This is a genomic window from Streptomyces sp. WAC 04229 (assembly GCF_003947455.1).
In the GTDB taxonomy this organism is placed as follows: Bacteria; Actinomycetota; Actinomycetes; order Streptomycetales; family Streptomycetaceae; genus Streptomyces.
Genome location: NZ_QHJH01000107.1, coordinates 1 through 22,488, shown reverse-complemented (window position 1 = coordinate 22,488; position 22,488 = coordinate 1). Strand labels below are relative to the sequence as shown.

28 protein-coding genes, 1 tRNA gene and 1 riboswitch are annotated in these 22,488 nt (G+C 69.7%); of the genes, 10 read left to right on the top strand and 19 right to left on the bottom strand.

All coding sequences use genetic code 11. The features are described 5' to 3' along the window. Positions 1-125: 125 nt before the first annotated feature. From DMH12_RS24805 to DMH12_RS24795, 3 genes are all read right to left on the bottom strand, one after another. A complete protein-coding gene (locus tag DMH12_RS24805; RefSeq protein ID WP_055417143.1) occupies positions 126-446 on the bottom strand; it encodes a multidrug efflux SMR transporter in 321 nt (106 codons plus the stop codon). A gap of 30 nt (positions 447-476) precedes the next feature. Continuing rightward, a riboswitch (guanidine-III (ykkC-III) riboswitch) is annotated at positions 477-546 on the bottom strand. A gap of 65 nt (positions 547-611) precedes the next feature. Then, on the bottom strand, positions 612-914 hold the full coding sequence (locus DMH12_RS24800) for a co-chaperone GroES (RefSeq protein WP_167307483.1): 303 nt from the start codon (positions 912-914) through the stop codon (positions 612-614). Between the two features lie 77 nt (positions 915-991). After that, a complete protein-coding gene (locus DMH12_RS24795; RefSeq protein ID WP_114532427.1) occupies positions 992-1,324 on the bottom strand; it encodes a DUF3618 domain-containing protein in 333 nt (110 codons plus the stop codon). A gap of 92 nt (positions 1,325-1,416) precedes the next feature. Here DMH12_RS24795 and bcp point away from each other — a divergent pair, with 92 nt between their 5' ends. The 4 genes from bcp (at position 1,417) to DMH12_RS24775 (ending at position 3,253) form a co-directional block, all read left to right on the top strand. Continuing rightward, positions 1,417-1,884, top strand: a complete 468-nt coding sequence (bcp, locus tag DMH12_RS24790) for a thioredoxin-dependent thiol peroxidase (protein WP_122619862.1) — start codon at positions 1,417-1,419, stop codon at positions 1,882-1,884. Positions 1,885-2,015: 131 nt separating this feature from the next. Further along, on the top strand, positions 2,016-2,666 hold the full coding sequence (locus tag DMH12_RS24785; protein ID WP_125493675.1) for an HNH endonuclease signature motif containing protein: 651 nt from the start codon (positions 2,016-2,018) through the stop codon (positions 2,664-2,666). Beyond that, positions 2,663-3,157, top strand: a complete 495-nt coding sequence (locus tag DMH12_RS24780; protein WP_125493674.1) for an HNH endonuclease — start codon at positions 2,663-2,665, stop codon at positions 3,155-3,157. The genes DMH12_RS24785 and DMH12_RS24780 overlap by 4 nt, the downstream gene beginning before the upstream one ends. Before the next feature lie 13 nt (positions 3,158-3,170). Continuing rightward, positions 3,171-3,253 (top strand) — tRNA-Leu (locus tag DMH12_RS24775). A gap of 47 nt (positions 3,254-3,300) precedes the next feature. Here the strand turns inward: DMH12_RS24775 and rdgB are convergent. The 4 genes from rdgB to DMH12_RS24755 all read right to left on the bottom strand — a co-directional run bounded on the left by rdgB (position 3,301) and on the right by DMH12_RS24755 (position 5,608). Next, a complete protein-coding gene (rdgB, locus tag DMH12_RS24770; protein ID WP_125493673.1) occupies positions 3,301-3,903 on the bottom strand; it encodes an RdgB/HAM1 family non-canonical purine NTP pyrophosphatase in 603 nt (200 codons plus the stop codon). Between the two features lie 62 nt (positions 3,904-3,965). Further along, positions 3,966-4,370: a hypothetical protein gene (locus DMH12_RS24765; RefSeq protein WP_125493672.1), complete on the bottom strand. Its 405-nt coding sequence runs from the start codon at positions 4,368-4,370 to the stop codon at positions 3,966-3,968. 171 nt (positions 4,371-4,541) lie between these two features. After that, the gene (gene rph / locus DMH12_RS24760) at positions 4,542-5,279 is read right to left on the bottom strand and encodes a ribonuclease PH (protein WP_125493671.1); all 738 of its coding nucleotides are present in this window, start codon (positions 5,277-5,279) and stop codon (positions 4,542-4,544) included. Positions 5,280-5,374: 95 nt separating this feature from the next. Next, positions 5,375-5,608, bottom strand: a complete 234-nt coding sequence (locus tag DMH12_RS24755) for a glucose PTS transporter subunit EIIB (protein WP_125493670.1) — start codon at positions 5,606-5,608, stop codon at positions 5,375-5,377. 159 nt (positions 5,609-5,767) lie between these two features. On the opposite strand from DMH12_RS24755, the gene DMH12_RS24750 reads away from it, so the two are divergent. Both DMH12_RS24750 and DMH12_RS24745 read left to right on the top strand, forming a co-directional pair. Continuing rightward, a complete protein-coding gene (locus tag DMH12_RS24750) occupies positions 5,768-7,063 on the top strand; it encodes a PTS transporter subunit EIIC (protein ID WP_125493669.1) in 1,296 nt (431 codons plus the stop codon). 226 nt (positions 7,064-7,289) lie between these two features. Further along, the gene (locus DMH12_RS24745; RefSeq protein ID WP_125493668.1) at positions 7,290-8,540 is read left to right on the top strand and encodes a PTS transporter subunit EIIC; all 1,251 of its coding nucleotides are present in this window, start codon (positions 7,290-7,292) and stop codon (positions 8,538-8,540) included. A gap of 77 nt (positions 8,541-8,617) precedes the next feature. On the opposite strand, the gene DMH12_RS24740 is transcribed toward DMH12_RS24745, so the two are convergent. Then, positions 8,618-9,370, bottom strand: a complete 753-nt coding sequence (locus DMH12_RS24740; RefSeq protein WP_125493667.1) for an MBL fold metallo-hydrolase — start codon at positions 9,368-9,370, stop codon at positions 8,618-8,620. Positions 9,371-9,573: 203 nt separating this feature from the next. Between DMH12_RS24740 and DMH12_RS24735 the strand changes: the two genes are divergently transcribed. After that, entirely contained in the window at positions 9,574-10,038 is a 465-nt protein-coding gene (locus tag DMH12_RS24735; RefSeq protein ID WP_125493666.1) for a type II toxin-antitoxin system PemK/MazF family toxin, read from the top strand. 14 nt (positions 10,039-10,052) lie between these two features. Here the strand turns inward: DMH12_RS24735 and DMH12_RS24730 are convergent, their stop codons facing one another. From DMH12_RS24730 to clpS, 7 genes are all read right to left on the bottom strand, one after another. After that, positions 10,053-11,003, bottom strand: coding sequence for a PLP-dependent cysteine synthase family protein (locus DMH12_RS24730; protein ID WP_125493665.1), 951 nt, complete (start codon positions 11,001-11,003; stop codon positions 10,053-10,055). 5 nt (positions 11,004-11,008) lie between these two features. Then, a complete protein-coding gene (locus DMH12_RS24725) occupies positions 11,009-11,296 on the bottom strand; it encodes a MoaD/ThiS family protein (protein WP_125493664.1) in 288 nt (95 codons plus the stop codon). A gap of 108 nt (positions 11,297-11,404) precedes the next feature. Then, on the bottom strand, positions 11,405-11,500 hold the full coding sequence (locus DMH12_RS40325) for a putative leader peptide (RefSeq protein ID WP_019065921.1): 96 nt from the start codon (positions 11,498-11,500) through the stop codon (positions 11,405-11,407). 79 nt (positions 11,501-11,579) lie between these two features. Continuing rightward, positions 11,580-12,002, bottom strand: coding sequence for a Mov34/MPN/PAD-1 family protein (locus DMH12_RS24720; protein WP_122619851.1), 423 nt, complete (start codon positions 12,000-12,002; stop codon positions 11,580-11,582). Positions 12,003-12,147: 145 nt separating this feature from the next. Further along, the gene (locus tag DMH12_RS24715; RefSeq protein ID WP_125493663.1) at positions 12,148-13,575 is read right to left on the bottom strand and encodes an amino acid permease; all 1,428 of its coding nucleotides are present in this window, start codon (positions 13,573-13,575) and stop codon (positions 12,148-12,150) included. Between the two features lie 371 nt (positions 13,576-13,946). Beyond that, positions 13,947-14,555: a DUF2017 domain-containing protein gene (locus tag DMH12_RS24705; RefSeq protein WP_125493662.1), complete on the bottom strand. Its 609-nt coding sequence runs from the start codon at positions 14,553-14,555 to the stop codon at positions 13,947-13,949. A gap of 41 nt (positions 14,556-14,596) precedes the next feature. Further along, on the bottom strand, positions 14,597-14,914 hold the full coding sequence (gene clpS, locus DMH12_RS24700) for an ATP-dependent Clp protease adapter ClpS (RefSeq protein WP_122619849.1): 318 nt from the start codon (positions 14,912-14,914) through the stop codon (positions 14,597-14,599). 109 nt (positions 14,915-15,023) lie between these two features. Between clpS and DMH12_RS24695 the strand changes: the two genes are divergently transcribed. Both DMH12_RS24695 and DMH12_RS24690 read left to right on the top strand, forming a co-directional pair. After that, complete coding sequence (locus tag DMH12_RS24695) at positions 15,024-16,373, top strand: nicotinate phosphoribosyltransferase (RefSeq protein WP_125493661.1); 1,350 nt, start codon at positions 15,024-15,026, stop codon at positions 16,371-16,373. 86 nt (positions 16,374-16,459) lie between these two features. Next, positions 16,460-17,047: a nicotinamidase gene (locus DMH12_RS24690; protein WP_125493660.1), complete on the top strand. Its 588-nt coding sequence runs from the start codon at positions 16,460-16,462 to the stop codon at positions 17,045-17,047. Positions 17,048-17,051: 4 nt separating this feature from the next. Here DMH12_RS24690 and DMH12_RS24685 read toward each other — a convergent pair whose 3' ends face one another. Together DMH12_RS24685 and DMH12_RS24680 are read right to left on the bottom strand one after the other, a co-directional pair. After that, positions 17,052-17,393, bottom strand: coding sequence for a hypothetical protein (locus DMH12_RS24685; RefSeq protein WP_125493659.1), 342 nt, complete (start codon positions 17,391-17,393; stop codon positions 17,052-17,054). Positions 17,394-17,539: 146 nt separating this feature from the next. Further along, entirely contained in the window at positions 17,540-19,891 is a 2,352-nt protein-coding gene (locus DMH12_RS24680) for an immune inhibitor A domain-containing protein (RefSeq protein ID WP_125493658.1), read from the bottom strand. Positions 19,892-20,307: 416 nt separating this feature from the next. Between DMH12_RS24680 and DMH12_RS24675 the strand changes: the two genes are divergently transcribed. Next, entirely contained in the window at positions 20,308-20,589 is a 282-nt protein-coding gene (locus tag DMH12_RS24675; protein WP_185832507.1) for a hypothetical protein, read from the top strand. A gap of 30 nt (positions 20,590-20,619) precedes the next feature. On the opposite strand, the gene DMH12_RS39165 is transcribed toward DMH12_RS24675, so the two are convergent. After that, the gene (locus DMH12_RS39165; protein ID WP_185832506.1) at positions 20,620-21,354 is read right to left on the bottom strand and encodes an RDD family protein; all 735 of its coding nucleotides are present in this window, start codon (positions 21,352-21,354) and stop codon (positions 20,620-20,622) included. A 236-nt stretch (positions 21,355-21,590) separates the two neighbouring features. Then, on the bottom strand, positions 21,591-22,488 hold an 898-nt coding region (locus DMH12_RS24665), incomplete at its 5' end, for an RDD family protein (protein WP_185832505.1).

The window sequence follows — 22,488 nt, the reverse complement described above, 5'->3', positions numbered from 1 at the left end:
TTTTTTCAAAGTAACCGGCGCCCCCGAAGATCTACACGAGGTAGTTCGTCGGCAGCTTCAGATGTTAATAGAAACCGGGACCCGACCGCCGGCACCGTCGCCGGCATTCCGGTGCCACCCCGGCGTCAGTGACCCGAGGTCGCCTTCAGTCCCACGACGGCGACCAGCAGCAGGCAGATGAAGAAGATCCGGGCGGCGGTCACCGGCTCACCCAGCACCACCATGCCGAGCACCGCCGCCCCGGCCGCACCGATCCCCACCCACACGCCGTAAGCGGTACCGATGGGGAGCGTCCGGGCCGCGTACGACAGCAGCACCATGCTCGCGACGATCCCGGCACCGGTGAACAGACTGGGCACGAGCCGGGTGAAACCGTCGGTGTACTTCATCCCGATCGACCAGCCGACCTCGAGCAGACCGGCGACGAGCAACAGAACCCAGGCCATGACGGCACCTCCGTGAACGAAATGAACGGTGGTGCGTCGTCTTTTCATTCAGCCCGGTACGGCGCGTCTCGTCGGGTGCCTCCAAGGTAGCAAAGACAGCGGAGAGGGGCCGGTGACACTGGTCACCGGCCCCTCTTCCGTACCGCGTCTGCCGTACCGCGTGGTCTACAGATACAGCCCGGTGGAGTCCTCCGACCCCTCGAACCGGTCCGCGGCCACCGCGTGCAGGTCGCGCTCGCGCATCAGCACGTATCCGACCCCCCGCACCTCCACCTCGGCACGGTCCTCCGGGTCGTACAGCACCCGGTCGCCCGGCTCGACGGTCCGTACGTTCTGCCCGACGGCGACGACCTCGGCCCAGGCCAGCCGCTTGCCGACCGCCGCCGTGGCGGGGATCAGGATGCCGCCCCCGGAACGCCGCTCGCCCTCACCGGTGTCCTGCCGCACGAGTACGCGGTCGTGCAGCATCCGGATGGGCAGCTTGTCGTCCTGGGAGCCGTGCTCGTTTCTCTTGGCGCTCACGTCCCGAACCTACCTGCCCGCGCTCAGCGGCCGCGCCGCCGGGTGCCGCTCAGGGCGAGCAGACCCACGACTCCGGCCACCACGAGCGCGACGGGCACGACCCGCTCCAGCCGGGGCCTGCCCTCCTCGTCCACGAACTGCGACTTCACGTCGCTGACCGCGCTGTTGACCTTGACGTAGGCCCGCCCGAGGGTGTGGTCGACGCTGGACGCGACCTTGGCCTTGGCATCGCCCACGATCGTCTTCGGATGCACCCGCATCCCCAGCTCGTCGAGCGTCTCGGCCAGCACCTCGCGGCGGCGCTTGATGTCCGCCTCGATCTGCGCCGGGGTCCTGCTGTCCGACGTGTCCGCCACCGTACGCCTCCGAAGTCCTCTGACACTGTCCCGGACAGTCTGTCAGCTACTCGCTTCTCCGCACTGTCAGGACCCCCGGTTACGCTGATTCGATGAGCGAGCGACTCCAGCCCGGGGACCCGGCCCCCGCCTTCACCCTCCCGGACGCCGACGGCAACGAGGTGTCCCTGTCCGACCACAAGGGCCGCAAGGTCATCGTCTACTTCTACCCTGCCGCTCTTACCCCCGGCTGCACGAAGCAGGCGTGCGACTTCACGGACAACCTGGAGCTGCTGGCCGGCGCCGGGTACGACGTGATCGGCATCTCCCCCGACAAGCCGGAGAAACTCGCCAAGTTCCGCGAGGCCGAGTCCCTGAAGGTCACCCTCCTCGCCGACCCCGACAAGAAGGCCCTCGACGCGTACGGCGCCTTCGGCGAGAAGAAGAACTACGGCCGCACGTACATGGGCGTCATCCGCTCCACGATCGTCGTGGACGAGGAGGGCAAGGTCGAACGCGCCCTGTACAACGTCCGCGCGACGGGCCACGTAGCCAAGATCATCAAGGACCTGGGCATCTGACCCCGGTCTCCTGCGGGGCCCGTACCGAACCTTCCGGTACGGGCCCTTCCGCATGCCGTGCGTGACTGTCCGATAGTCGGTTCGTTACTCCGTACGAGGCTGCGAACGCGCGGCCGGGATGGAGGGGCCTGGTGGTGGCGAGTGGGTACAGCAGGGAGCGGCTGGAGGAGGCGGCTCGAGGGGCTCGGACGTTGTCGGAGGCGTTGGGGAGGTTGGGGGTGGATCCGAAGAGTTGGAAACGGCGGTACATCTTCGATCGGATGCGCAAGCTGGGGGTGGACGTCTCACACTTCGGGCGCGAGGGAGTGAAGTGGACGAGGGAGATCCTGGAGCCGGTGGTCGCCGAGTCGGCAAGTGTCTATGAGGTTCTGCGCCGACTCGGACTGGCGCCGGTGGGTGGGCACCACGCGAACATCTCCCGACGCATCAAGGCCTACGGCATCGACACCTCGCACTTCACACCGGTGGTCCGCACGGAGCGGCAGCGGCTCAACCAGCGTCGCCGGACCCCGGCGGAGATTCTGGTCGAGGACACGTCGGACGACGCCAGGCGCACCCCGGGCAGCCGCCTGAAGCGGGCGATGCGCGAACTCGGCATGGAGGAGCGCTGCTCACTCTGCGGCGTTGAGTCCGTGTGGCTGGGGGAGCCGCTACCCCTGGAGGTTGATCACATCGACGGCAACTGGCGGAACAACCGTCTGGAGAATCTTCGCCTCCTGTGCCCCAACTGCCACTCGACAACGGACAGTTATCGCGGCCGGGGGAAGAGGATCGCCTCATGACCGGCCGGATGCCCCGCCCGGGGGAGGACGAGCTGCGGACGGCGGTCACCGCGTCGGTCTCCCTGGCCGAGGTCGTACGCAGGCTGGGCCGACCGGGCAACGGCTCACAACGCGGACAGGTACGCAGGTGGATCGCCGAGCATGGGATCTCGACATCACATTTCCTCGGGCAGGCCCATCAAAGAGGGAAACCGGCCACGACGGCCAAGCATCCGGATGAGGTGCTGGTGAAGCACAGCGGTGCACGTCGCAACGGCACCAAGCGTCTACGCCGGGCGCTGCTCCTTGTCGGTGTGACTGAAGAGTGCGCTCGTTGCGGCGTGGGCCCCGAGTGGCTCGGCAGACCTATGACCCTGGAAATCGATCACATCAATGGCGACTGGAGCGACGACCGGCAGGAGAATCTCCGGCTGCTGTGCCCGAACTGCCACTCCATCACCAGCACCTGGTGCCGAGGAGGCCGAAGCAGGGAAGCAGCCGCCGACCGGTAGCATGGCCGGTCACGCGGCCGTGTTGGAATGGCAGACAAGCGGCGCTTAGAACGCCGTGGGTGAAAGCCCGTGTGGGTTCGAGTCCCACCGGCCGCACACATGAGGAGGGGGGCCGCGCCGCAGGCGGCCCCCCTCCGTGGCTCTCAGCCCAACAGCTCCCGCACCACCGGCACCAGCGCCCGGAACGCCTTCCCCCGGTGGCTGATCGCGTTCTTCTCGGCCGCGCTCAGTTCCGCGCACGTCCGGGTCTCGCCCTCCGGCTGGAGGATCGGGTCGTAGCCGAAGCCGCCCGTGCCGGCGGGGGTGTGGCGGAGGGTGCCGCGGAGTTGGCCCTCCACCACGCGCTCCGTGCCGTCGGGCAGGGCGAGCGCCGCCGCGCAGGCGAAGTGCGCGCCCCGGTGTTCGTCGGCGATGTCGCCGATCTGGGCGAGGAGGAGGTCCAGGTTGGCCTGGTCGTCTCCGTGGCGGCCGGCCCAGCGGGCGGAGAAGATGCCCGGCGCGCCGTTCAGGACGTCGACGCAGAGGCCGGAGTCGTCGGCGACGGCGGGCAGGCCGGTGGCCTGGGCGAGGGCGTGGGCCTTGAGCAGGGCGTTCTCGGCGAAGGTGACGCCGGTTTCCTTGACGTCGGGGATCTCCGGGTAGGCGTCCGCGCCGACGAGGTCGTGGGGCAGTCCGGCGTCGGCGAGGATGGCCCTCAGTTCGGTGATCTTTCCGGCGTTGCGGGTGGCGAGGATCAGGCGGGTCATGGGGACCAGTATTGCCGGGCCGCGGACTGCGGACCGGCGCACCCCGGGCCGGGGCCCTCCTCCTACGGCGTGCAGACCTTCGTCAGTTCGCCGGCCGCGTCGGTGACGGGGCTGAGGTCGGGGGTCTTGTCGCCGTTCTCGACCGAGGTGCGGACGTTGTCGACGGCCTTGCCGAGGTTGTCGACGGCCTTGTTGACGTCCGTGTTGTCGGTCTGGTCGCCGATCTTGTCCAGGTTCTTGTCGATGGAGTCGAGGGACTCCTCCCACTGGGTGGGGTCGGACGTGTTCTCCACGGCCTGCTGGAGTTCGGTGACGCTGTCGGCTATCGCGTCCGCCGTGCGTACGCAGTCGAGGGCCTTGTCGACGGCGTCGCAGCCGGTGGTGAGTCCGGCCGTGAGGGCGACTGCGGCCAGCGTGGCGGCGACGGTGGCGGTGCGGCGAAGGCTGCGGTGGCGGCTCGCGGCCATGGATCTCGGTCCTCCCCTTGGCACCGGGCCGGGCGGCCCGTGTGCGGTGCGGCGTCGGGCGTACGGCCGGTGTGGCCGTACGCCCGTGGTGCTGTACTGCTAGGGACGCGGTCGCGAGCGGGTGAGTTGCGTGTCCGCACGCACTTCCTTGAGGCGTCTTTGGCTCTCTCTTTACCTTTCCAGGGTCTCGTCGAGCGCCTTGCGCTGGAGTTCCGCGAGTTCCGCGCAGCCCGCGGTGGCGAGGTCGAGCAGGGTGTTCAGCTCGTCGCGCGCGAAGGGCTCGGCTTCGGCGGTGCCCTGGACCTCGACGAAGCGGCCGTCGCCGGTGCAGACGACGTTCATGTCGGTGTCGGCGCGCACGTCTTCCTCGTAGCGCAGGTCGAGGAGCGGGGTGCCGTCGACGATGCCGACCGAGACGGCGGAGACGGTGCCGGTCAGGGGCTTGCGGCTGGGCCTGATCAGCTTCTTGGTCTGGCCCCACGCGATGGCGTCGGCGAGGGCGACGTAGGCGCCGGTGATGGCGGCGGTGCGGGTGCCGCCGTCGGCCTGGAGGACGTCGCAGTCCAGGACGATGGTGTTCTCGCCGAGTTGCTTGTAGTCGATGACGGCGCGCAGGGAACGGCCGATGAGGCGGCTGATCTCGTGGGTGCGTCCGCCGATGCGGCCCTTGACGGACTCGCGGTCGCCGCGGGTGTTGGTGGCGCGGGGAAGCATGGCGTACTCGGCGGTGACCCAGCCTTCGCCGCTGCCCTTGCGCCAGCGGGGGACGCCTTCGGTGACGGAGGCGTTGCAGAGGACTTTGGTGTCGCCGAAGGAGACGAGGACGGAGCCTTCGGCGTGCTTGCTCCAGCCGCGTTCGATGGTGACGGGGCGGAGCTGCTGGGGGGTGCGGCCGTCGATGCGTGACATGCGGGTGAGCCTAGCGGCCATGCGGAAGGGGCCCCGACCGCGGTGCGAAGGCCGCCGCGGTCAGGGCCCCTTGCCGGTGGGCCCGGGGGTCCGGGTCACATCATGTCTTCGATTTCCGCCGCGATCGGGTCGGCGTCGGTGCCGATGACGACCTGGATGGCGGTGCCCATCTTGACGACGCCGTGGGCGCCCGCGGCCTTCAGGGCGGCTTCGTTGACCAGCTCGGGGTTGTTGACCTCGGTGCGGAGGCGGGTGATGCAGCCCTCGATTTCGTCGATGTTGTCGATGCCGCCGAGGCCGGCGACGATCTTCTCAGCCTTGCTGGCCATGTTCCTTCTCCCTGATCCGAACCGCTTTGTCGCAGTAACCCACAGTTGGCCCATCTTCGCGAGCCATCGTGCGGGTGGGTGCCGAATGATGGCGTCACGGCGACGGAGCCGTCTGCCAACTGGTCTACACCAGTGTACCGGCGACCGGATGGAGACCGGATGAGTGCCGACAGCGCGGTCAGCCCGGGGCGCGCCCGTTGGAACAAGGCGTTCCAGGGCCTGCAGAAGATGGGACGCAGTCTTCAGTTGCCCATCGCGGTCCTGCCCGCCGCCGGCATTCTCAACCGGCTCGGACAGCCGGACGTCTTCGGGGACGACGGTCTTGGCTGGTCGAACGTCTCGAAGGTGATGACCGGTGCGGGCGGTGCGCTGCTCGACGGTGCGCTGGGGCTGCCGCTGCTGTTCTGCGTGGGCGTGGCCATCGGGATGGCGAAGAAGGCGGACGGTTCGACGGCGCTGGCGGCGGTGGCGGGGTTCCTCGTCTACTTCAACGTGCTGCGGCAGTTCCCGGAGGACTGTCCGGAGGGGTCGGAGGCCATCCCGCAGATCGGGTGCCGGCTGACGGACGGGTCGGAGACGGTGACCGCGTTCACCTTCCAGAACCCGGGGGTGTTCGGCGGCATCGTGATGGGGCTGCTGACGGCCTATTTCTGGCAGCGCTTCCACCGTACGAAGCTGGTGGACTGGCTCGGTTTCTTCAACGGGCGCCGACTGGTGCCGATCATCATGGCGTTCGTGGCGATCGCGTTCGCGGCGCTGTGCCTGTGGGTGTGGCCGCCGATCGGTGACGCGCTGGAGAGTTTCAGCGACTGGCTGAACGGACTGGGCGCGTGGGGTTCGGGCATCTTCGGGGTCGCGAACCGGGCGTTGCTGGTGATCGGCCTGCACCAGTTCCTGAACGTGCCGATGTGGTTCCAGTTCGGCTCGTACACCAAGCCCGACGGCACGGTGGTGCACGGCGACATCAACATGTTCCTGGCGGGCGATCCGACGGCGGGTCAGTTCACGACGGGCTTCTTCCCGATCATGATGTTCGCGCTGCCGGCGGCGGCGCTGGCGATCACGCACTGCGCGAGGCCGCACCGGCGCAAGGAGGTCGGGGGTCTGATGCTGTCGGTGGGGCTGACGTCGTTCGTGACGGGGATCACGGAGCCGTTGGAGTACTCGTTCCTCTTCATCGCGCCGGTGCTGTACGCGGTGCACGCGGTGCTGACGGGTGTGTCGATGGCGGTGACGTGGGCGCTGGGCGTGAAGGACGGGTTCAGCTTCTCGGCGGGGCTGATCGACTACGTCATCAACTGGAACCTGGCGACGAGGCCGTGGCTGATCATCCCGATCGGGCTGTGCTTCGCGGTGGTGTACTACGTGGTCTTCCGGTTCGCGATCACGAAGTTCGACCTCAAGACCCCGGGCCGGGAGCCCGAGGACGAGGTGGAGGACGTCACGAAGGTGTAGACCTCACGCACCCTCACGTACCCTTTGACCGTGGTCTCGCGAAGGCCCCCGGACCTCCCGTCCGGGGGCCTTCGGCACGCCCTCGCACGCGTCTGAACTGGGGCCTTGTTCCGGCACTGCGCGTAGCGCTCCGGTAGCGGAATCGTGGGTTCCTTACGCGGCCTTCATCGTGCTACAACAGGTCTACACCACTGAGTGGTGTAGACCACCACCCGATGGAGGAAGTATGAGCACCGCCACCGACAAGGCGGCCCCCGCAAAGAAGCGGGGATCTGGTCTTTTCCAGGGTCTGCAGAAGGTCGGCCGCAGCCTGCAGCTCCCGATCGCCGTGCTGCCGGCGGCGGGCATCATGGTCCGGCTCGGCCAGGACGACATCTTCGGCAAGGACGGCCTCGGCTGGGACCGGGTCGCCGCGGTCTTCAACAACGCCGGCGGTGCCCTGACCGGATCGCTTCCGATCCTGTTCTGCATAGGCGTGGCCATCGGCTTCGCCAAGAAGGCGGACGGTTCGACGGCCCTGGCCGCGGTGGTCGGCTTCCTCGTCTACAGCAAGGTCCTGGAGGCCTTCCCGGTCACCGAGGCGGTGGTCAAGAAGGGCGAGGACGTCGCCGCGACGTACAACGACCCGGGGGTGCTCGGCGGCATCATCATGGGTCTGCTCGCCGCCGTGCTGTGGCAGCGGTTCCACCGCACCAGGCTGGTGGACTGGCTCGGCTTCTTCAACGGGCGCCGGCTGGTGCCGATCATCATGGCCTTCGTCGGCATCGTGGTCGGTGTCTTCTTCGGTCTGGTCTGGGAGCCCATCGGCACCGGCATCTCCAACTTCGGCGAGTGGATGACGGGCCTCGGCTCGGGCGGCGCGGCCCTGTTCGGCGGCGTGAACCGGGCGCTGATCCCGGTCGGCATGCACCAGTTCGTGAACACCGTGGCCTGGTTCCAGCTCGGCGACTTCACCAACTCCGCGGGTGAGGTCGTGCACGGCGACATCACCCGCTTCCTGGCCGGTGACCCGTCCGCCGGCATCTTCCAGTCGGGCTTCTTCCCGATCATGATGTTCGGTCTGCCGGCCGCCGCCATCGCCATCGCGCACACCGCCCGCCCGGAGCGCCGCAAGGCCGTCCTCGGCATGATGGTCTCGCTCGCGCTGACCTCGTTCGTCACGGGTGTGACCGAGCCGATCGAGTTCTCGTTCATGTTCATCGCGCCGGTCCTGTACGTGCTGCACGCGGTGCTCACCGCGATATCCATGGCGGTCACCTGGGGCCTGGGTGTGCACGCGGGCTTCAACTTCTCGGCCGGTGCCATCGACTACGCGCTGAACTGGCACCTGGCGACCAAGCCATGGCTGATCATCCCGATCGGTCTGGTGTTCGCGGCGATCTACTACGTGACGTTCCGCTTCGCGATCGTCAAGTTCGACCTGAAGACCCCGGGCCGCGAGCCCGAGGAGGAGGTCGAGGACCTCACGAAGGCGTGAGTCCCCGCCGTACGGCATGACGAGGGCCCCGGAACCGGGAAGGTTCCGGGGCCCTCGTCATACGTCCGCGGGCGGGGCTAGACCTCGTACACCGCACCCGTCGCCGCGACCTCCACCGCTCCGTCGTAGACCTCGCGCGCGTCGGCCAGGTTGATCCGGGGGTCGGTCCACGGGGGGATGTGGGTGAGCACCAGGCGGCGGGCGCCGGCGCGGGTGGCGGTCTCGCCCGCCTCGCGGCCGTTGAGGTGCAGGTCGGGGATGTCCTCCTTGCCGTGCGTGAAGGCGGCCTCGCACAGGAACAGGTCGGTGTCCCGGGCGAGTTCGTCCAGCACGGGGGTGACGCCCGTGTCGCCGGAGTAGGTGAGCGAGCGGCCGCCGTGCTCGACGCGGATGGCGTAGGCCTCCACGGGGTGGGCGACCCGCTCGGTGTGCACGGTGAACGGGCCGATCTCGAAGGTCGACGGCTTGACCGTGTGGAAGTCGAACACCTCGCTCATGGACGAGGCCGAGGGGGTGTCGGCGTAGGCGGTGGTGAGCCGGTGCTCGGTGCCCTCGGGTCCGTAGACCGGGAGCGGGGCGCAGCGGCCGCCGTCGTGCCGGTAGTAGCGCGCCACGAAGTAGGCGCACATGTCGATGCAGTGGTCGGAGTGCAGGTGGCTGAGGAAGATCGCGTCGAGGTCGTAGAGACCGCAGTGGCGCTGCAGCTCGCCGAGGGCACCGTTGCCCATGTCGAGGAGCAGCCGGAAGCCGTCGGCCTCGACGAGGTAGCTCGAGCAGGCCGATTCCGCGGACGGGAACGACCCCGAGCAGCCGACGACGGTGAGCTTCATGAAGCAGAAACCTCCGCTGGCGCGTGTGGAGAGACGGGGGTCGTGCGGTTTGTCGAGCGTAAGGCGCAAAACCCCGGGTCGCTCCTCCACCAGGGTGCGTTGTGGGCGAACTCACCTGCGGTGTCACCGGTTCGGCTGGAACCGGGGCGCGTGGGCGCACTGAAGGGGCGCGCGGGGAGAGTGCGCGCCGGTACCGTCTCGGTATGCACACGTCCTGGTGGCTCGCCCTCGCGGCGGTGGTCCTGCTCGCAGCCGTCGCCACGGTCGTCGACGGCTGGGGCCGCGGGCGTCGCCCTCCCCGGCCGGGCGGCAGCCGACGGCCTCCGGGACGCCCCACGGGTCCCCGGGCCCGGTCCACGCGTCCGCGGCCCGCGGAGATCTGGTGGGCGAACGTGCCGTACGAGGACACCGCCGGCGCCAAGGACCGGCCGTGCCTGGTGATCTCGGTGCGGGGACGGCGGGTGCTGGTCGCGAAAATCACCACGCGGCACCGGGACGGGCGGGCCGGGGTGATCACGTTGCCGCCGGGCTCGGTCGGGGACGCGCGGGGCCGGGCGAGTTTCCTGGAGACCGACGAGCTGCGTGAAGTGCCCGTGGGCGACTTCCGGCGCAGGGTGGGTGTGGTGGACCCGGTCCTGTGGGACCAGGTCCGTCACCTCGCGCCGTAGACCTCAGCCGCCGGTCAGGCCCAGAGCTGGCCCTGGAGGGTCTCGATGGCCGCTTCGGTGGTGGCCGCCGTGTAGACGCCGGTGGAGAGGTACTTCCAGCCGCCGTCGGCGACGACGAACACGATGTCCGCGCTCTCGCCGGCCCTCACCGCCTTCTTGCCCACGCCGATCGCGGCGTGCAGCGCGGCGCCGGTGGAGACGCCCGCGAAGATGCCCTCCTGCTGGAGGAGTTCCCGGGTGCGGGTGACCGCGTCGGCGGAGCCCACCGAGAAGCGGGTGGTGAGCACGGAGGCGTCGTACAGCTCGGGTACGAAGCCCTCGTCGAGGTTGCGCAGCCCGTACACCAGGTCGTCGTAGCGCGGCTCGGCGGCGACGATCCTGACGTCCGGCTTGTGCTCGCGCAGGTAGCGGCCGACGCCCATCAGCGTCCCCGTCGTCCCCAGACCCGCCACGAAGTGGGTGACCGAGGGGAGGTCGGCGAGGATCTCCGGGCCGGTCGTCGCGTAGTGGGCGCCCGCGTTGTCCGGGTTGCCGTACTGGTAGAGCATCACCCAGTCCGGGTGCTCGGCCGAGAGCTCCTTGGCGACCCGTACGGCGGTGTTGGAGCCGCCCGCGGCCGGCGAGGAGATGATCTCCGCGCCCCACATGGTGAGCAGGTCCCGGCGCTCCTGCGAGGTGTTCTCGGGCATCACGCAGACGATGCGGTAGCCCTTGAGCCTGGCCGCCATGGCCAGGGAGATGCCGGTGTTCCCGCTGGTCGGCTCCAGGATCGTGCAGCCCGGGGTGAGGCGGCCGTCCTTCTCCGCCTGCTCGATCATGTGCAGGGCGGGGCGGTCCTTGATGGAGCCGGTCGGGTTGCGGTCCTCCAGCTTGGCCCAGATGCGGACGTCGTCGGACGGCGAGAGCCGCGGCAGGCGCACCAGGGGGGTGTTGCCCACCGCCGCCAGCGGGGAGTCGTACCGCATCCCGATCAGGCCATACCGCCGGCGACGGCCGGCAGGATCGTGATGCTGTCGCCGTCGCTGAGCTTGGTGTCGATGCCGTCCAGGAAGCGGACGTCCTCGTCGTTCAGGTAGACGTTGACGAAGCGGCGCAGCTGCTCGCCGTTCGCCTTGTCGATGAGTCGCTCCTGAATGCCCGTGTGCCGGGTCTCGAGGTCGGCGAAGAGCTTGGCGAGGGTGTCCCCGTTGCCCTCCACCGCCTTCTGACCGTCGGTGTACTGGCGGAGGATGGTCGGGATGCGGACCTCGATGGCCATGGCTGAGGGCTCCTGTCGGAAGTTCGTGGTGGGTTCGAAGGGCACGCGGCGGCACACGTCGGCACGCCGCGGCGCACGGCCGAGGGGCCGTACGGCGGCGGCGGAGGATCAACAGATGGCGCTGTTCAGCCTGCACAGGTCGACGTGCAGCCGCGCCACGAGCAGCGTGCCCGGCGCCTTGTCGCTCACGTCGAGAAGAACCATGGGCTCATCGTATCGATTCCCGGTCCGGCCCCCGGAGTGTGATATCGCATGGTGGACGATTTTCGTCCACCATGCGATATCAGTAGGCCTCCACCACCTTGACCTCCTCCTCCGTGACCTCTCCCGCGACGATCCGGAACGAACGGAACTGGAAGTCGCCGGCGCCGTCGGCGTCCGCCGTGGAGACCAGGACGTAGTGCGCGCCGGGCTCGTTGGCGTAGCTGATGTCGGTGCGGGAGGGGTAGGCCTCGGTGGCGGTGTGCGAGTGGTAGATGACGGCCGGCTCCTCGTCGCGGTCGTCCATCTCGCGGTAGAGCTTGAGCAGGTCCTGCGAGTCGAACTCGTAGAAGGTGGGTGAGCGGGCCGCGTTCAGCATCGGGATGAACCGCTCGGGGCGGCCCTCGCCCTCGGGGCCGGCCACCACGCCGCACGCCTCGTCGGGGTGGTCCTCGCGCGCGTGGGCGACGATCTGGTCGTACAGGGCCTGGGTGATGGTCAGCATGCGGCCCAGGATAGACAGAGGGGCCGGTCCGTACCGAGGGGTGGTACGGACCGGCCCGTATGCCGGACATCCTGAGCGGTGGCCGTGCCGGGTGCCACGAGCACCCCGTGCGGCCGGACGTCCGCGAGGCGCGCGAACGCGCAGGTCAGCCGAGCTTCTCCAGCTCCGGTTCGCCGTGCCGCTCGGTGATCTGCGGGTTGCGGCTCTTGAGCACGGCCCAGCCGATGCCGAGGGCGGCGGCCCAGCCGGCCATCACGTACAGGCAGACGCGGGCGTCGGCGTCGTAGGCGATGAGGCAGGTGACGAAGAGGAGGAAGGCGATGGCGATGTAGGAGCAGACGGAGCCGCCCGGCGCCGGGAAGGAGGAGGCGGGCAGGCTGCCCGCGACGACCTTGCGGCGGTACCGGACGTGGCTGAAGAGGATCATCAGCCAGGTCCAGATGCCGGCCGCGGTGGCGACGGAGGTGACGTAGCCGAAGGCCTTCTCCGGGACGACGTAGTTCAGCACCACGCCGATGCCCATGAAGACGACGGAGACCGCGATGCCGAACGCCGGGGTCTTGGTCGACGACAGCCGGCTGAAGACCTTGGGGGCCTCGCCGTTGTCCGCGAGGGTGCGCAGCATCCGGCCCGTGGAGTACATACCGGAGTTGCAGGAGGACAGGGCGGCGGTCAGCACGACGAAGTTGACGATGCCGGCGCCGGCCGGGATGCCGATGACGGCGAACGCCTTCACGAAGGGGCTGACGCCCTCGGCGAACTCCGTCCACTTGACCACCGCCAGGATGACGGTGAGAGCGCCGACGTAGAAGAGCGCGATGCGCCAGGGCAGGGTGTTGATCGCCTTGGGGAGGGTCTTCTCCGGGTTCTCCGACTCACCGGCGGTGACGCCGACCAGTTCGACGGCCAGGTAGGCGAACATGACGCCCTGGAGGGTCATCAGGGACGAGCCGATGCCGTTCGGGAAGAAGCCGTCGAACTGCCACAGGTTGGAGACGGCGGCGGTGTCGCCGGCCTGGCTGAAGCCGAGGGTGAGCACGCCGAGGCCGATCACGATCATGCCGATGATGGCGGTGACCTTGACCATCGAGAACCAGAACTCGATCTCGCCGAAGAGTTTCACCGAGATGAGGTTGGCCCCGAAGAGCACGACCAGGAAGACCAGGGCGGAGACCCACTGCGGGATCTCGGGGAACCAGTAATGGATGTAGATGGCGGCGGCGGTGAGTTCCGCCATGCCGGTGACCACCCACATCAGCCAGTACGTCCAGCCGGTGAAGTAACCGAAGAAGGGGCCGAGGAACTCGCGCGAGTACTCGGCGAAGGAGCCGGAGACGGGACGGTAGAGCAGGAGCTCGCCGAGCGCCCGCATGATGAAGAAGATGATCACGCCCGCGAGGGCGTACATGAGGATGATGCTGGGTCCGGCCTTGGCGATGTTCGCCCCGGCGCCCAGGAAGAGACCGACGCCGATGGCGCCGCCGATCGCGATCATCTGGACCTGGCGGCTGTTGAGTCCGCGCTCGTAGCCCTCTTCCGGTGCCTTCTCCGTGTCGACCTGCGCAGAGGTCATGTGTGATGCGCCTTTCTCCATGCCGATCCGGACCTTCGGTCGGTCTCGGATCGGGTCGCGATCCCCCCGGATGATGGAGCTGAGCGGGCCTCACATCCCGCTCGGTGCCTGGCCGGCGGTCGCCGGCTCGGTGGCGCACCCGGCCGAACATTCGGGTGGTGTTCGCCGGGCGGTCGTGAAGATTTACCACGACCGCGACGCTGATCACAGGGACCGTTTGTGACGCGTCACACAGACAAAAGGGGACACAAGGCGCCCTGGCGGTGCAAAAAAGGGCGCGCTTTTGGGGTGATCGTTATCCGGATTTGAGGCTCCGCTGAGCGGGCACGAAGGGTGACCGAACCGCCACCTTCCGGGCGCGAGGTCCGCGGTCAGGGCATGAGGGTCGCGACGAGCGACTCCTGGAGCCCGCCGAGCCACAGGTACGCCATCACCATCGGCTTGCGCGGGTCCTCGTCCGGGAGCCGGTAGAGCAGGTCGGTGTCGTCCTCGTCGGCGATCTCCAGCCGGGAGCCGATCGCGAGGCGCAGGTCGTTCAGGGCACCCAGCCACTGCCGGGACTCCTGGGCCGACAGCTTCAGCACCGCCGCGTCCTTGCCGGCCGACCGGGAGGCCACGGCGTCCAGCGCGCGGATCACGGCGAGCGCGGTCTCCCGCTTGCCGGCCCGCAGGTCGTTCTCGGTGTACCGGCGGAACTCGGCGGAGGAGGCCCGCTGCTCCTCGGCCTCCCGGGCCTGCGGGGTGCCCTCCGGGTCGCCGTAGGCGTCCGGGAACAGGCGGCGCAGCACCGGGTCGGACGGCGGCTCGCTCGGCCCCTCGGCGAACAGCTCGGCGAGCGGGTCGTCGGAGGCGTCCTCGGCGGGGCCGGGGCCGATCAGCTCCAGGAGCTGCACGGCCAGCGAGCGGATGATGGAGATCTCGACGTCGTCGAGGGCGACGGCCGCGCCGCCGCCGGGGAGCGGTTCGAACTGTCCTGACATGGCGGCGATTCAGCTACTTCCGTCCTGCGGGCGGGCGAGGGTCATTTCCGGTCCTGCTGGAGGGTGGCCCACAGGCCGTAGCCGTGCATGGCCTGGACGTCCCGCTCCATCTCCTCGCGCGAGCCGGCGGAGACGACCGCCCGGCCCTTGTGGTGGACATCCATCATCAGCTTGGTGGCCTTGTCCTTGGAGTAGCCGAAGTACGACTGGAAGACGTACGTCACGTAGCTCATGAGGTTGACGGGGTCGTTGTGCACGATCGTCACCCAGGGCACGTCGGGCTCGGGTACGGCGAAGACCTCCTCCGCCGACTCGGTCTTCTCGATCTCCATGGGTGCGGCTGCCGTCACAGGGCCCATGCTGCCACCACAGGGGGGCACCCGCACAAACGGGCCCGTGGCGGGCGCCACGCGAACCGGGCGGACACCGAAATCGTCAGAGTGACGAAATGGGGGTACGATCCGTCGTATGAACACAGCGGACCTTGGGCTGCCGGTCGACGTTCCCTCCACGGCGCTCTTCACCGACCAGTACGAGCTGACCATGCTGCGGGCCGCGCTGAAGGCGGGCACCGCCGGGCGGCGGAGCGTGTTCGAGGTCTTCACCCGCCGGCTGCCCGACGGGCGCCGCTACGGCGTCGTGGCGGGCACCGGGCGGGTGCTGGACGCGGTGGAGAACTTCCGCTTCGACGCGGACGTGCTGCGCTTCCTGCGCGAGAAGGACATCGTCGACGAGCAGACCCTGGACTGGCTCGCCCAGTACCGCTTCGGCGGCGACATCTGGGGCTACCCCGAGGGCGAGGTGTACTTCCCCGGCTCGCCGATCATGCGGGTCGAGGGGACCTTCGGCGAGTGCGTGCTGCTGGAGACGGTGATCCTCTCCATCCTGAACCACGACTCGGCGATCGCCGCCGCCGCCTCCCGGATGTCCTCGGCCGCCGGGGACCGCCCGCTGATCGAGATGGGCGCCCGCCGCACCCACGAGCTGGCCGCGGTCGCCGCCGCGCGCTCCGCCTACGTCGGCGGCTTCGCCACCACCTCCGACCTGGCCGCCGGCTTCCGCTACAACATCCCCACCGTCGGCACCTCGGCGCACGCCTTCACCCTGCTGCACGACAGGGAGCGCGACGCCTTCCGCGCCCAGGTCGACGCCCTCGGCCGGGACACCACGCTCCTGGTGGACACCTACGACGTCGCCGAGGCCGTCCGTACGGCGGTGGAGGTCGCCGGGCCCGAGCTGGGCGCCGTGCGCATCGACTCCGGCGACCTGCTGCTGGTCGCGCACCGGGTGCGCCAGCAGCTGGACGAGCTGGGCGCCACCCGGACGAAGATCGTCGTGACCTCGGACCTGGACGAGTACGCCATCGCCTCGCTGGCGGCGGCGCCCGTGGACGCGTACGGGGTCGGCACCCAGCTGGTGACCGGGTCCGGGCACCCGACGGCCTCGATGGTCTACAAGCTGGTCGCCCGCGAGTCCGGCGGCGCCGGCGAGGGCGCGCCGCTGGTGCCGGTGGCCAAGAAGTCCAGCGGCGGCAAGACGTCGATCGGCGGACGCAAGTGGGCCGCCCGGCGCCTGGACGCCGACGGCCACGCGGAGGCCGAGGTGATCGGCACCGGGGCGGTGCCCGCGGACCTCGCCGACCGGCAGCTCCTGGTCGAGCTGGTCAGGGGCGGTGAGGTGGTCGCCCGCGAGCCGCTGGACGCCGCCCGGGACCGGCACGCGGCCGCGCGCGCCGGTCTGCCGCTGTCCGCGACGCAGCTCTCCCGAGGGGAACCAGTCATTCCGACGGAGTACGCGCACGAGGGCTCGGGTAACTAAAGCTGGTACGGACCGCCAGGCCCCCGCACCGCCCGTTCCCACCGACCTCACAATCGACCAGTCGACCCAGTCGAAGGACACCGACCATGCGCCGCGCCTTGATCGTCGTAGACGTGCAGAACGACTTCTGCGAGGGGGGCAGCCTCGCGGTGTCCGGCGGTGCCGACGTGGCCGCCGCCATCACCGAGCTGATCGGGCAGGCGCCCGCCGGCTACCGCCACGTCGTGGCCACCCGCGACCACCACATCGCGCCGGGCGGCCACTTCGCCGACAACCCCGACTACGTCCACTCCTGGCCGGCGCACTGCGTGGCCGGCACCGAGGGGGTCGGCTTCCATCCGAACTTCGCGCCGGCCGTCGCCTCCGGCGCCATAGACGCCGTCTTCGACAAGGGGGCGTACTCGGCGGCCTACAGCGGCTTCGAGGGCGCCGACGAGAACGGCACGCCGCTCGCCGAGTGGCTGCGGGCCCGGGAGATCGACGAGGTCGACGTGGTGGGCATCGCCACCGACCACTGCGTGCGGGCCACCGCCCTGGACGCGGCCCGCGAGGGCTTCCGCACCCAGGTGCTGCTCGACCTGACCGCCGGGGTGGCCCAGGCCACCACCGAGCGGGCCTTGGAGGAGCTGCTGGAGGCGGGCGTGGAGCTGTCCGGGAAGCCGGTCGTCCAGTAGCCCGCTACGCCTGGGCGGCCGGCCGTCTGAGCAGGGCGCGGATCGGGTGCCACAGCTCCTGGACCAGGTCAGGGCCGCCCGCCACCCCGGCGGCCGGCGCCGTGCGCCATATCAGGCCGTCCGGGTGGTGCAGGACCGCGGTGATCTCGTCCGGGGTCGGCGGGGCCGCGTTGCCCCGCAGGTAGACCGCGCGCAGCCCCAGGTTGCGCAGCCTGGTCAGGGCGCGCGCCCGGTTGCGGGCGTGGACGAGAAAGCGCAGGCTGCCCTCCGGGCAGGCGGGGCTGGGCAGGTTCAGTGCCACCACCACCGTGCCGTTCGGCAGCTTGCAGAAGCCTCCTGCGGCCATGCGGTCATACCCCCGTGTCAGCCGGCGTCGGTCCGGGCGTCGGGCCCGGTGTCAATAAGAGAACCACAGGACGCACCTAAACACGGATCGGCGGTGACCCGCCAGGGGGTCACCGCCGAACACCGTCTGACCTGCACTAATGCTGTTTACCTGCCTGCGGAGCCCACTTCCAGCTCGATCGTCGAGCCGTCCTTGGCCTCCTTGAGGATCTTGATCTTCGTGTTGGTGTCAGTGACCTTGACACCGCCGGTCGGGTTCGCCGGGTCGTAGTAGGTGTTCGTGCGGTCGTTGAAGACCGAGACGCCCTTCGAGCCCGGGACGTACTTCGCGACGTCCGCCTTGTGCAGCGTCATGCCGTCCGTCTTGTAGAGGCTGAACGGCGAGTCGTACGCCTGGATGCGGTTGCGCATCAGGGTGCCGTCCTTCCACTTCAGCGCGGTCGGGTGCGAGTCGATCGGCAGGACCAGGCCGGAGCCGGGGTGCTGGCTGGTGTTGTTGTCCGCCTGGGAGGTGTCCCACTTCCAGATCAGCAGGCCGTTCTGGTACGGGTAGTGCTCCACCCAGTCCGGGCGCTCCGAGAAGCCGAAGTTGTACGGGCCGGTCTTCAGCGTCTTGTCGTACGACACGTACTGGCGGTTCTCGGCGATGTAGTACTGCGCGTAGTCCTTGGTGAAGGACGCGCCCACGCGGGAGAAGCCGTTGGCGGTCCAAGCGGCGTCCGCGGACTCGGCGTTGTCGGTGAAGAGCGCCTGGCCGTCGGCCGTCACCGTGATCGCGTCGGCCGTGAAGCCCTTCTGGGCCACGCCGCCGTCGGTCTGGTAGCGGAAGCGGAGGTCGATCTTCTTGCCGGCGTAGGCGTCCAGCGGGTAGGCCAGCTTGCCGTAGGCGTCGGCCGTGCCGTGCAGGGCCGGCTTGTCGGCGGCGTCGCGCGGGATCGGCTGGCCGTCGAACGTGCCGTCGATGGCGGTCCAGTTGGCGCCGCCGTCGGTGGACACCTCGGTGTAGAGGTAGTCGTAGTTGGCCTCGATGTCGTACCAGCCGTCCAGGGTGAGGGCGGCGGACGACTTGCCGGTGAGGTCGACGCTGCGGGTCAGCGTGTTCTTGAGGTTGTCACCGCTGCCGCTCCACCACTGGGTCTTGCCCTCGGCGGGGGTGACGATCTCGGTGGTGACCGCCTTCTTCGGCAGCTCGACGACCAGGCCCTGCTTGTGCTTGGTGTTGTACTCGGCCAGGCCCAGCTTGTGCCAGGAGCTGACGCCCGCCTTGGCGGTGTCGTAGTTCAGCCAGCCCAGCTGGAGCTTGTCCCAGGCGTTCATGTCGCCGGGCAGGTCGCCGATCTCGTTGCGGCCGGTGCCCAGCCACGAGCCGGACGACATCAGCGTCCAGAAGCCGGTGGAGTTGTCGCCGCCGGCCGTGTCGTAGTGGTCCGGCAGACCGAGGTCGTGGCCGTACTCGTGGGCGTAGACGCCGAGTCCGCCGTTCTCGGGCTGGATCGTGTAGTCGCCGACCCAGACGCCGGTGGAGCCGATCTGCGAGCCGCCGAGCTTGTTCTGCTCCGGGCCGGTGGCGCCGGCGTCGGTGCCGAAGGCGTACCAGCGGTGCGCCCAGATCGCGTCGGTGCCCTGGGCGCCGCCGCCCGCGGACTCGTCCTCGCCCGCGTGCACGACCTGGAAGTGGTCGATGTAGCCGTCGGGCTCGTTGAAGTCGCCGTCGCCGTCGAAGTCGTAGCGGTCCCACTCGTCGAAGCGGGCGGCGTCGGCCTTGATCTGGGCGTCGGTGCGGCCGGCCGCCTTCTGCTGCTCGACCCAGGCGTTCAGGCCGTCGCTGACGACGTTCCACACGCTCGGGCAGTTGGTGTCGCCGCAGGCGTTGTTGCCGTAGCGCGCCTCGTTGTAGGGGACCTTGACCCAGTCGGAGACCTCGCCCTCGACCGAGTAGCGGCCGGAGGACTGCTTCTCGTAGTACGTCTTGACCGAGTCGACGCCCTTGCCGGAACCGAAGTACAGGTCCTGGAAGTGCTGCTGGTCGTAGTCCTCCTTCCAGGCCGTGGAGTTGTCCGTCTTGCGGTTCGGCTTGGCTATCTGGTTGTGCAGCGGGCCGGCCTCGCCGCCGTAGCGGCTGTCGACCTTGTCGCCGAACTCGACCAGGATGGTGAAGATCTTGTCGGTCTTCTCCCGGCCCAGCTCGACGTACTTGCTGTCGCCCTTCTTGCTCTTGAGCTGGACGACGTTGGAGCCGTCCTTCTTCTTCACCGAGGCCTTGCCGGATATGACCTGGTTCAGGGCCTCCTCACGCTGAGCGGCCTGCGTGTCGCTCAGCGGGCCCTTGAGGTCGTGGGAGTCCACGCCCTTCTCCGGGTGCGGGTCTTGGCGGTCCACGGCCGAGGGCCGGGCCGGCGAGTCCGCCTGGGCCACGCCGGCCGCGGACAGCGTGGCGGTCGCCGCGGCGAGTGCGACGGTGGTCGCCGCCGTTCTGAACGTCCAGGATCTGCTGGTCACTTGAGTTCCTCCCCCGCGTTCACGCGCGCGGATGGGGGGACAAGGACAGAGCAAAGTCCGCGCACACGTGCTCAACGCGTGTAGTCAAGTGACGACATTTGACTAGAGGTTCACCAGAAAAGACAGACCTTGACTTGAGCAGAACAAGTGCACTATGCGGAGGCGTCGTTCGTTTTGCGGACACCGGCCAGGGCCGCCGACCCCTCCGACGGGCGCGCGGCGCCGTCCACTTCCCGGACGCCATGAATCCGTGCGCCCCCCGTGCATCGGCCATGTCGGTTAGGTCATGCTTACTGCTGGTTCCACTCGGGCACACAGCGGGTTAGAGTCGCTTGGCGGAACGCCCGGAAGCCGGCGGACAGCCAGGCCGACAGCCCGTCTCACCCCCAAGATCGTCTTCCGAGGACACGATGGCCATGCCCCGTCCGACTGCCGCACAGTTCGCCTACGGTTCGTGCACCGTGATCTTCTCGACACTCGCCATGCTGCTGCTGTCACAGACGAGTTCGGGTCCCGGTGTCGCCGTCATCACCGTCGCGGCGCTCGCCCTCGGGCTGCTGGTCGCCATGACGGTCCCCCAGCCCAGGACACGCACCGTGTCCCCCGTTGCCGCCCGCGGGCCCGCCGCGGACCGGACGCCGGTGCCGGCGGCCCGGATCTCCGCGGGGGCGGGCGAGTCGCGGGGACGCGCCGCGTAGGGAGCCGACGACCGGGCCGTCGGCGGGCCGTCAGCGGGTGCTGACCACGACCGTCTTGGCGGCCTTGTCGTGCAGGCCCTGTTTGTAGGGCCGGTCGAAGAAGCTCCAGCCGCCCGCGATGACCGTCCAGATACAGGCACAGCAGAACGCGAACGGGATCCACAGCACCAGGGCACGGATCAGCGACGTCTGCACCGAGGGCGTCGCTCCGTTGTCCAGGTTGGCCACCCGCATCCCGAGCCACTTCTTGCCCAGGGTCTGGCCCGTTCTGCTGATCAGATAGGTGTCGTAGGCGATGTAGAGCACGGCGGCGATCACGGACTGCCAGAGCGAGTTGCCGACCTCGATGTCCTCGCCGTCCACCGTGTACTCCTGGACGTTGAAGGCCCAGCTGAGCAGCCAGACCACGATGCCCACGAGGATCATGTCGATGATCCGCGCGAGGGTGCGGCGGGCGCTGTCGGCGAGCGGGGGCATACCGGCGAGGGGGTCGCCGGGGGCGCCGGCACCGCCGTAGGGGTCACCGCCGTAAGGGCCGCCGCCGCCGGGAGGCGGGGCACCGTAGGGGCCTCCCCCGCCGGGCGGCGGAGCACCGTACGGGCCTCCTCCGCCGGGGGGCGGGGCGCCACCCGGAGGCGGGGTGCCGTAGGGACCGCCCTCGCCGGACCCGGGCTCCGGGCCCGGCCCTGGGGACGGAGGCGGTTTCCTGAAGGGGTCGTCTTCCGGCGGCTGCCCGCCGGATCCGGGGGGCGGTTCGCTGCTCATGTCCCGAGTCGAACTCGGACTCCCTTTCCCCGCATCCGGCGAGCGGCCGTCCGGAGTACGCGCTCAGGGGCAGCGGCCAAGGGTTCGTCGCCGGGTGCGGGTGCGTCGTGGCTGGTCGCGCAGTTCCCCGCGCCCCTTGAGGTACGTGCACCGGACGCGCCCCAAAGGGGCGCGGGGAACTGCGCGAGCAACCACAGCGCACCCGCACCCGGCACGAGACGCAAACCCCCGCCCAGTCAGCCCGCGACAAACGTGCCGGCGGCCTTGTCGTGCCAGCACTGGTGCCACGGCCGGTCGAACAGGCACCAGGCGACGCCCACCACACCGACAACCAGAAGGCCGGGCACGCTGTAGACCAGCCAGCGGCGCAGCGCGGCGCCGAAGGAAGGCGCCTCGTGGGCCTCGATGTCCCGCACCTCCAGGCCGAGCAGCCGCTTGCCCAGGGTGCGCCCCCACTTGGCGGTGGGCAGCGCCTCATAGACGACACCGAAGACGAGCAGCACGGCCAGCACGATCCCCAGGTACAGCGACGTCGTGCCGTCGAGCAGCCAGACCGTGACGGTCTCACCGGACAGCTTCGCCTGGTCGATCTTGTCGTTGACGTGGTCGATCGCCTTGGTGCCGAGCGGTACGGCGGCCACGGCGGTGACGCCCGCGAGGACGACCGTGTCGATCAGCCGGGCGGCCAGCCGCTTGCCGAGACCGGCGGGGCGGGCCGCCGCCTGGCGCCGGGCGGCGGCCTGGAACACGTCCTCGACCGGCGGCTTCCACGGCGCGACCGGCTGCTCCTCGCCGCCCGCCCCGGCCAGCCGGTGCACCTGCTGCGCCCACGAGGACTGACCGCCGCCGGGACCGGCCGCGACCGGCGCGGCGGGCTGCGGCGCGGACGCCTGGTGAGGGACGGGCGCCTGCGGGGGTACGGCCGGACCGGGCGGGCTCGCGGGCGTCTGCGGGGACGGAGCCTGCGGGGAGGCCGCCCGGGCGGCGGCCGCCTTCCCGGCGCCGAATCCCGGTCCGTCCGCAGCGGCGGCACCGCCGGGCTGCGCGCCCGCGCGGGGCTTGACGGCGCGGAAGGTCATGGTGCCCTCGTCGTCGTCGGCGGGAGAGGCGGGCCCACGAGCGGGGGCGGGGGAC

Coding starts and splice junctions, on each gene's coding strand:
- DMH12_RS24805 (WP_055417143.1), bottom strand. CDS start 446: ATGGCCTGGGTTCTGTTGCTCGTCGCCGGTCTGCTCGAGGTCGGCTGG.
- DMH12_RS24800 (WP_167307483.1), bottom strand. CDS start 914: ATGCTGCACGACCGCGTACTCGTGCGGCAGGACACCGGTGAGGGCGAG.
- bcp (WP_122619862.1), top strand. CDS start 1,417: ATGAGCGAGCGACTCCAGCCCGGGGACCCGGCCCCCGCCTTCACCCTC.
- DMH12_RS24780 (WP_125493674.1), top strand. CDS start 2,663: ATGACCGGCCGGATGCCCCGCCCGGGGGAGGACGAGCTGCGGACGGCG.
- rdgB (WP_125493673.1), bottom strand. CDS start 3,903: ATGACCCGCCTGATCCTCGCCACCCGCAACGCCGGAAAGATCACCGAA.
- DMH12_RS24765 (WP_125493672.1), bottom strand. CDS start 4,370: ATGGCCGCGAGCCGCCACCGCAGCCTTCGCCGCACCGCCACCGTCGCC.
- rph (WP_125493671.1), bottom strand. CDS start 5,279: ATGTCACGCATCGACGGCCGCACCCCCCAGCAGCTCCGCCCCGTCACC.
- DMH12_RS24755 (WP_125493670.1), bottom strand. CDS start 5,608: ATGGCCAGCAAGGCTGAGAAGATCGTCGCCGGCCTCGGCGGCATCGAC.
- DMH12_RS24750 (WP_125493669.1), top strand. CDS start 5,768: ATGAGTGCCGACAGCGCGGTCAGCCCGGGGCGCGCCCGTTGGAACAAG.
- DMH12_RS24745 (WP_125493668.1), top strand. CDS start 7,290: ATGAGCACCGCCACCGACAAGGCGGCCCCCGCAAAGAAGCGGGGATCT.
- DMH12_RS24740 (WP_125493667.1), bottom strand. CDS start 9,370: ATGAAGCTCACCGTCGTCGGCTGCTCGGGGTCGTTCCCGTCCGCGGAA.
- DMH12_RS24735 (WP_125493666.1), top strand. CDS start 9,574: ATGCACACGTCCTGGTGGCTCGCCCTCGCGGCGGTGGTCCTGCTCGCA.
- DMH12_RS24730 (WP_125493665.1), bottom strand. CDS start 11,003: ATGCGGTACGACTCCCCGCTGGCGGCGGTGGGCAACACCCCCCTGGTG.
- DMH12_RS24725 (WP_125493664.1), bottom strand. CDS start 11,296: ATGGCCATCGAGGTCCGCATCCCGACCATCCTCCGCCAGTACACCGAC.
- DMH12_RS40325 (WP_019065921.1), bottom strand. CDS start 11,500: ATGGTTCTTCTCGACGTGAGCGACAAGGCGCCGGGCACGCTGCTCGTG.
- DMH12_RS24720 (WP_122619851.1), bottom strand. CDS start 12,002: ATGCTGACCATCACCCAGGCCCTGTACGACCAGATCGTCGCCCACGCG.
- DMH12_RS24715 (WP_125493663.1), bottom strand. CDS start 13,575: ATGACCTCTGCGCAGGTCGACACGGAGAAGGCACCGGAAGAGGGCTAC.
- DMH12_RS24705 (WP_125493662.1), bottom strand. CDS start 14,555: ATGTCAGGACAGTTCGAACCGCTCCCCGGCGGCGGCGCGGCCGTCGCC.
- clpS (WP_122619849.1), bottom strand. CDS start 14,914: ATGGGCCCTGTGACGGCAGCCGCACCCATGGAGATCGAGAAGACCGAG.
- DMH12_RS24695 (WP_125493661.1), top strand. CDS start 15,024: ATGAACACAGCGGACCTTGGGCTGCCGGTCGACGTTCCCTCCACGGCG.
- DMH12_RS24690 (WP_125493660.1), top strand. CDS start 16,460: ATGCGCCGCGCCTTGATCGTCGTAGACGTGCAGAACGACTTCTGCGAG.
- DMH12_RS24685 (WP_125493659.1), bottom strand. CDS start 17,393: ATGGCCGCAGGAGGCTTCTGCAAGCTGCCGAACGGCACGGTGGTGGTG.
- DMH12_RS24675 (WP_185832507.1), top strand. CDS start 20,308: ATGCCCCGTCCGACTGCCGCACAGTTCGCCTACGGTTCGTGCACCGTG.
- DMH12_RS39165 (WP_185832506.1), bottom strand. CDS start 21,354: ATGAGCAGCGAACCGCCCCCCGGATCCGGCGGGCAGCCGCCGGAAGAC.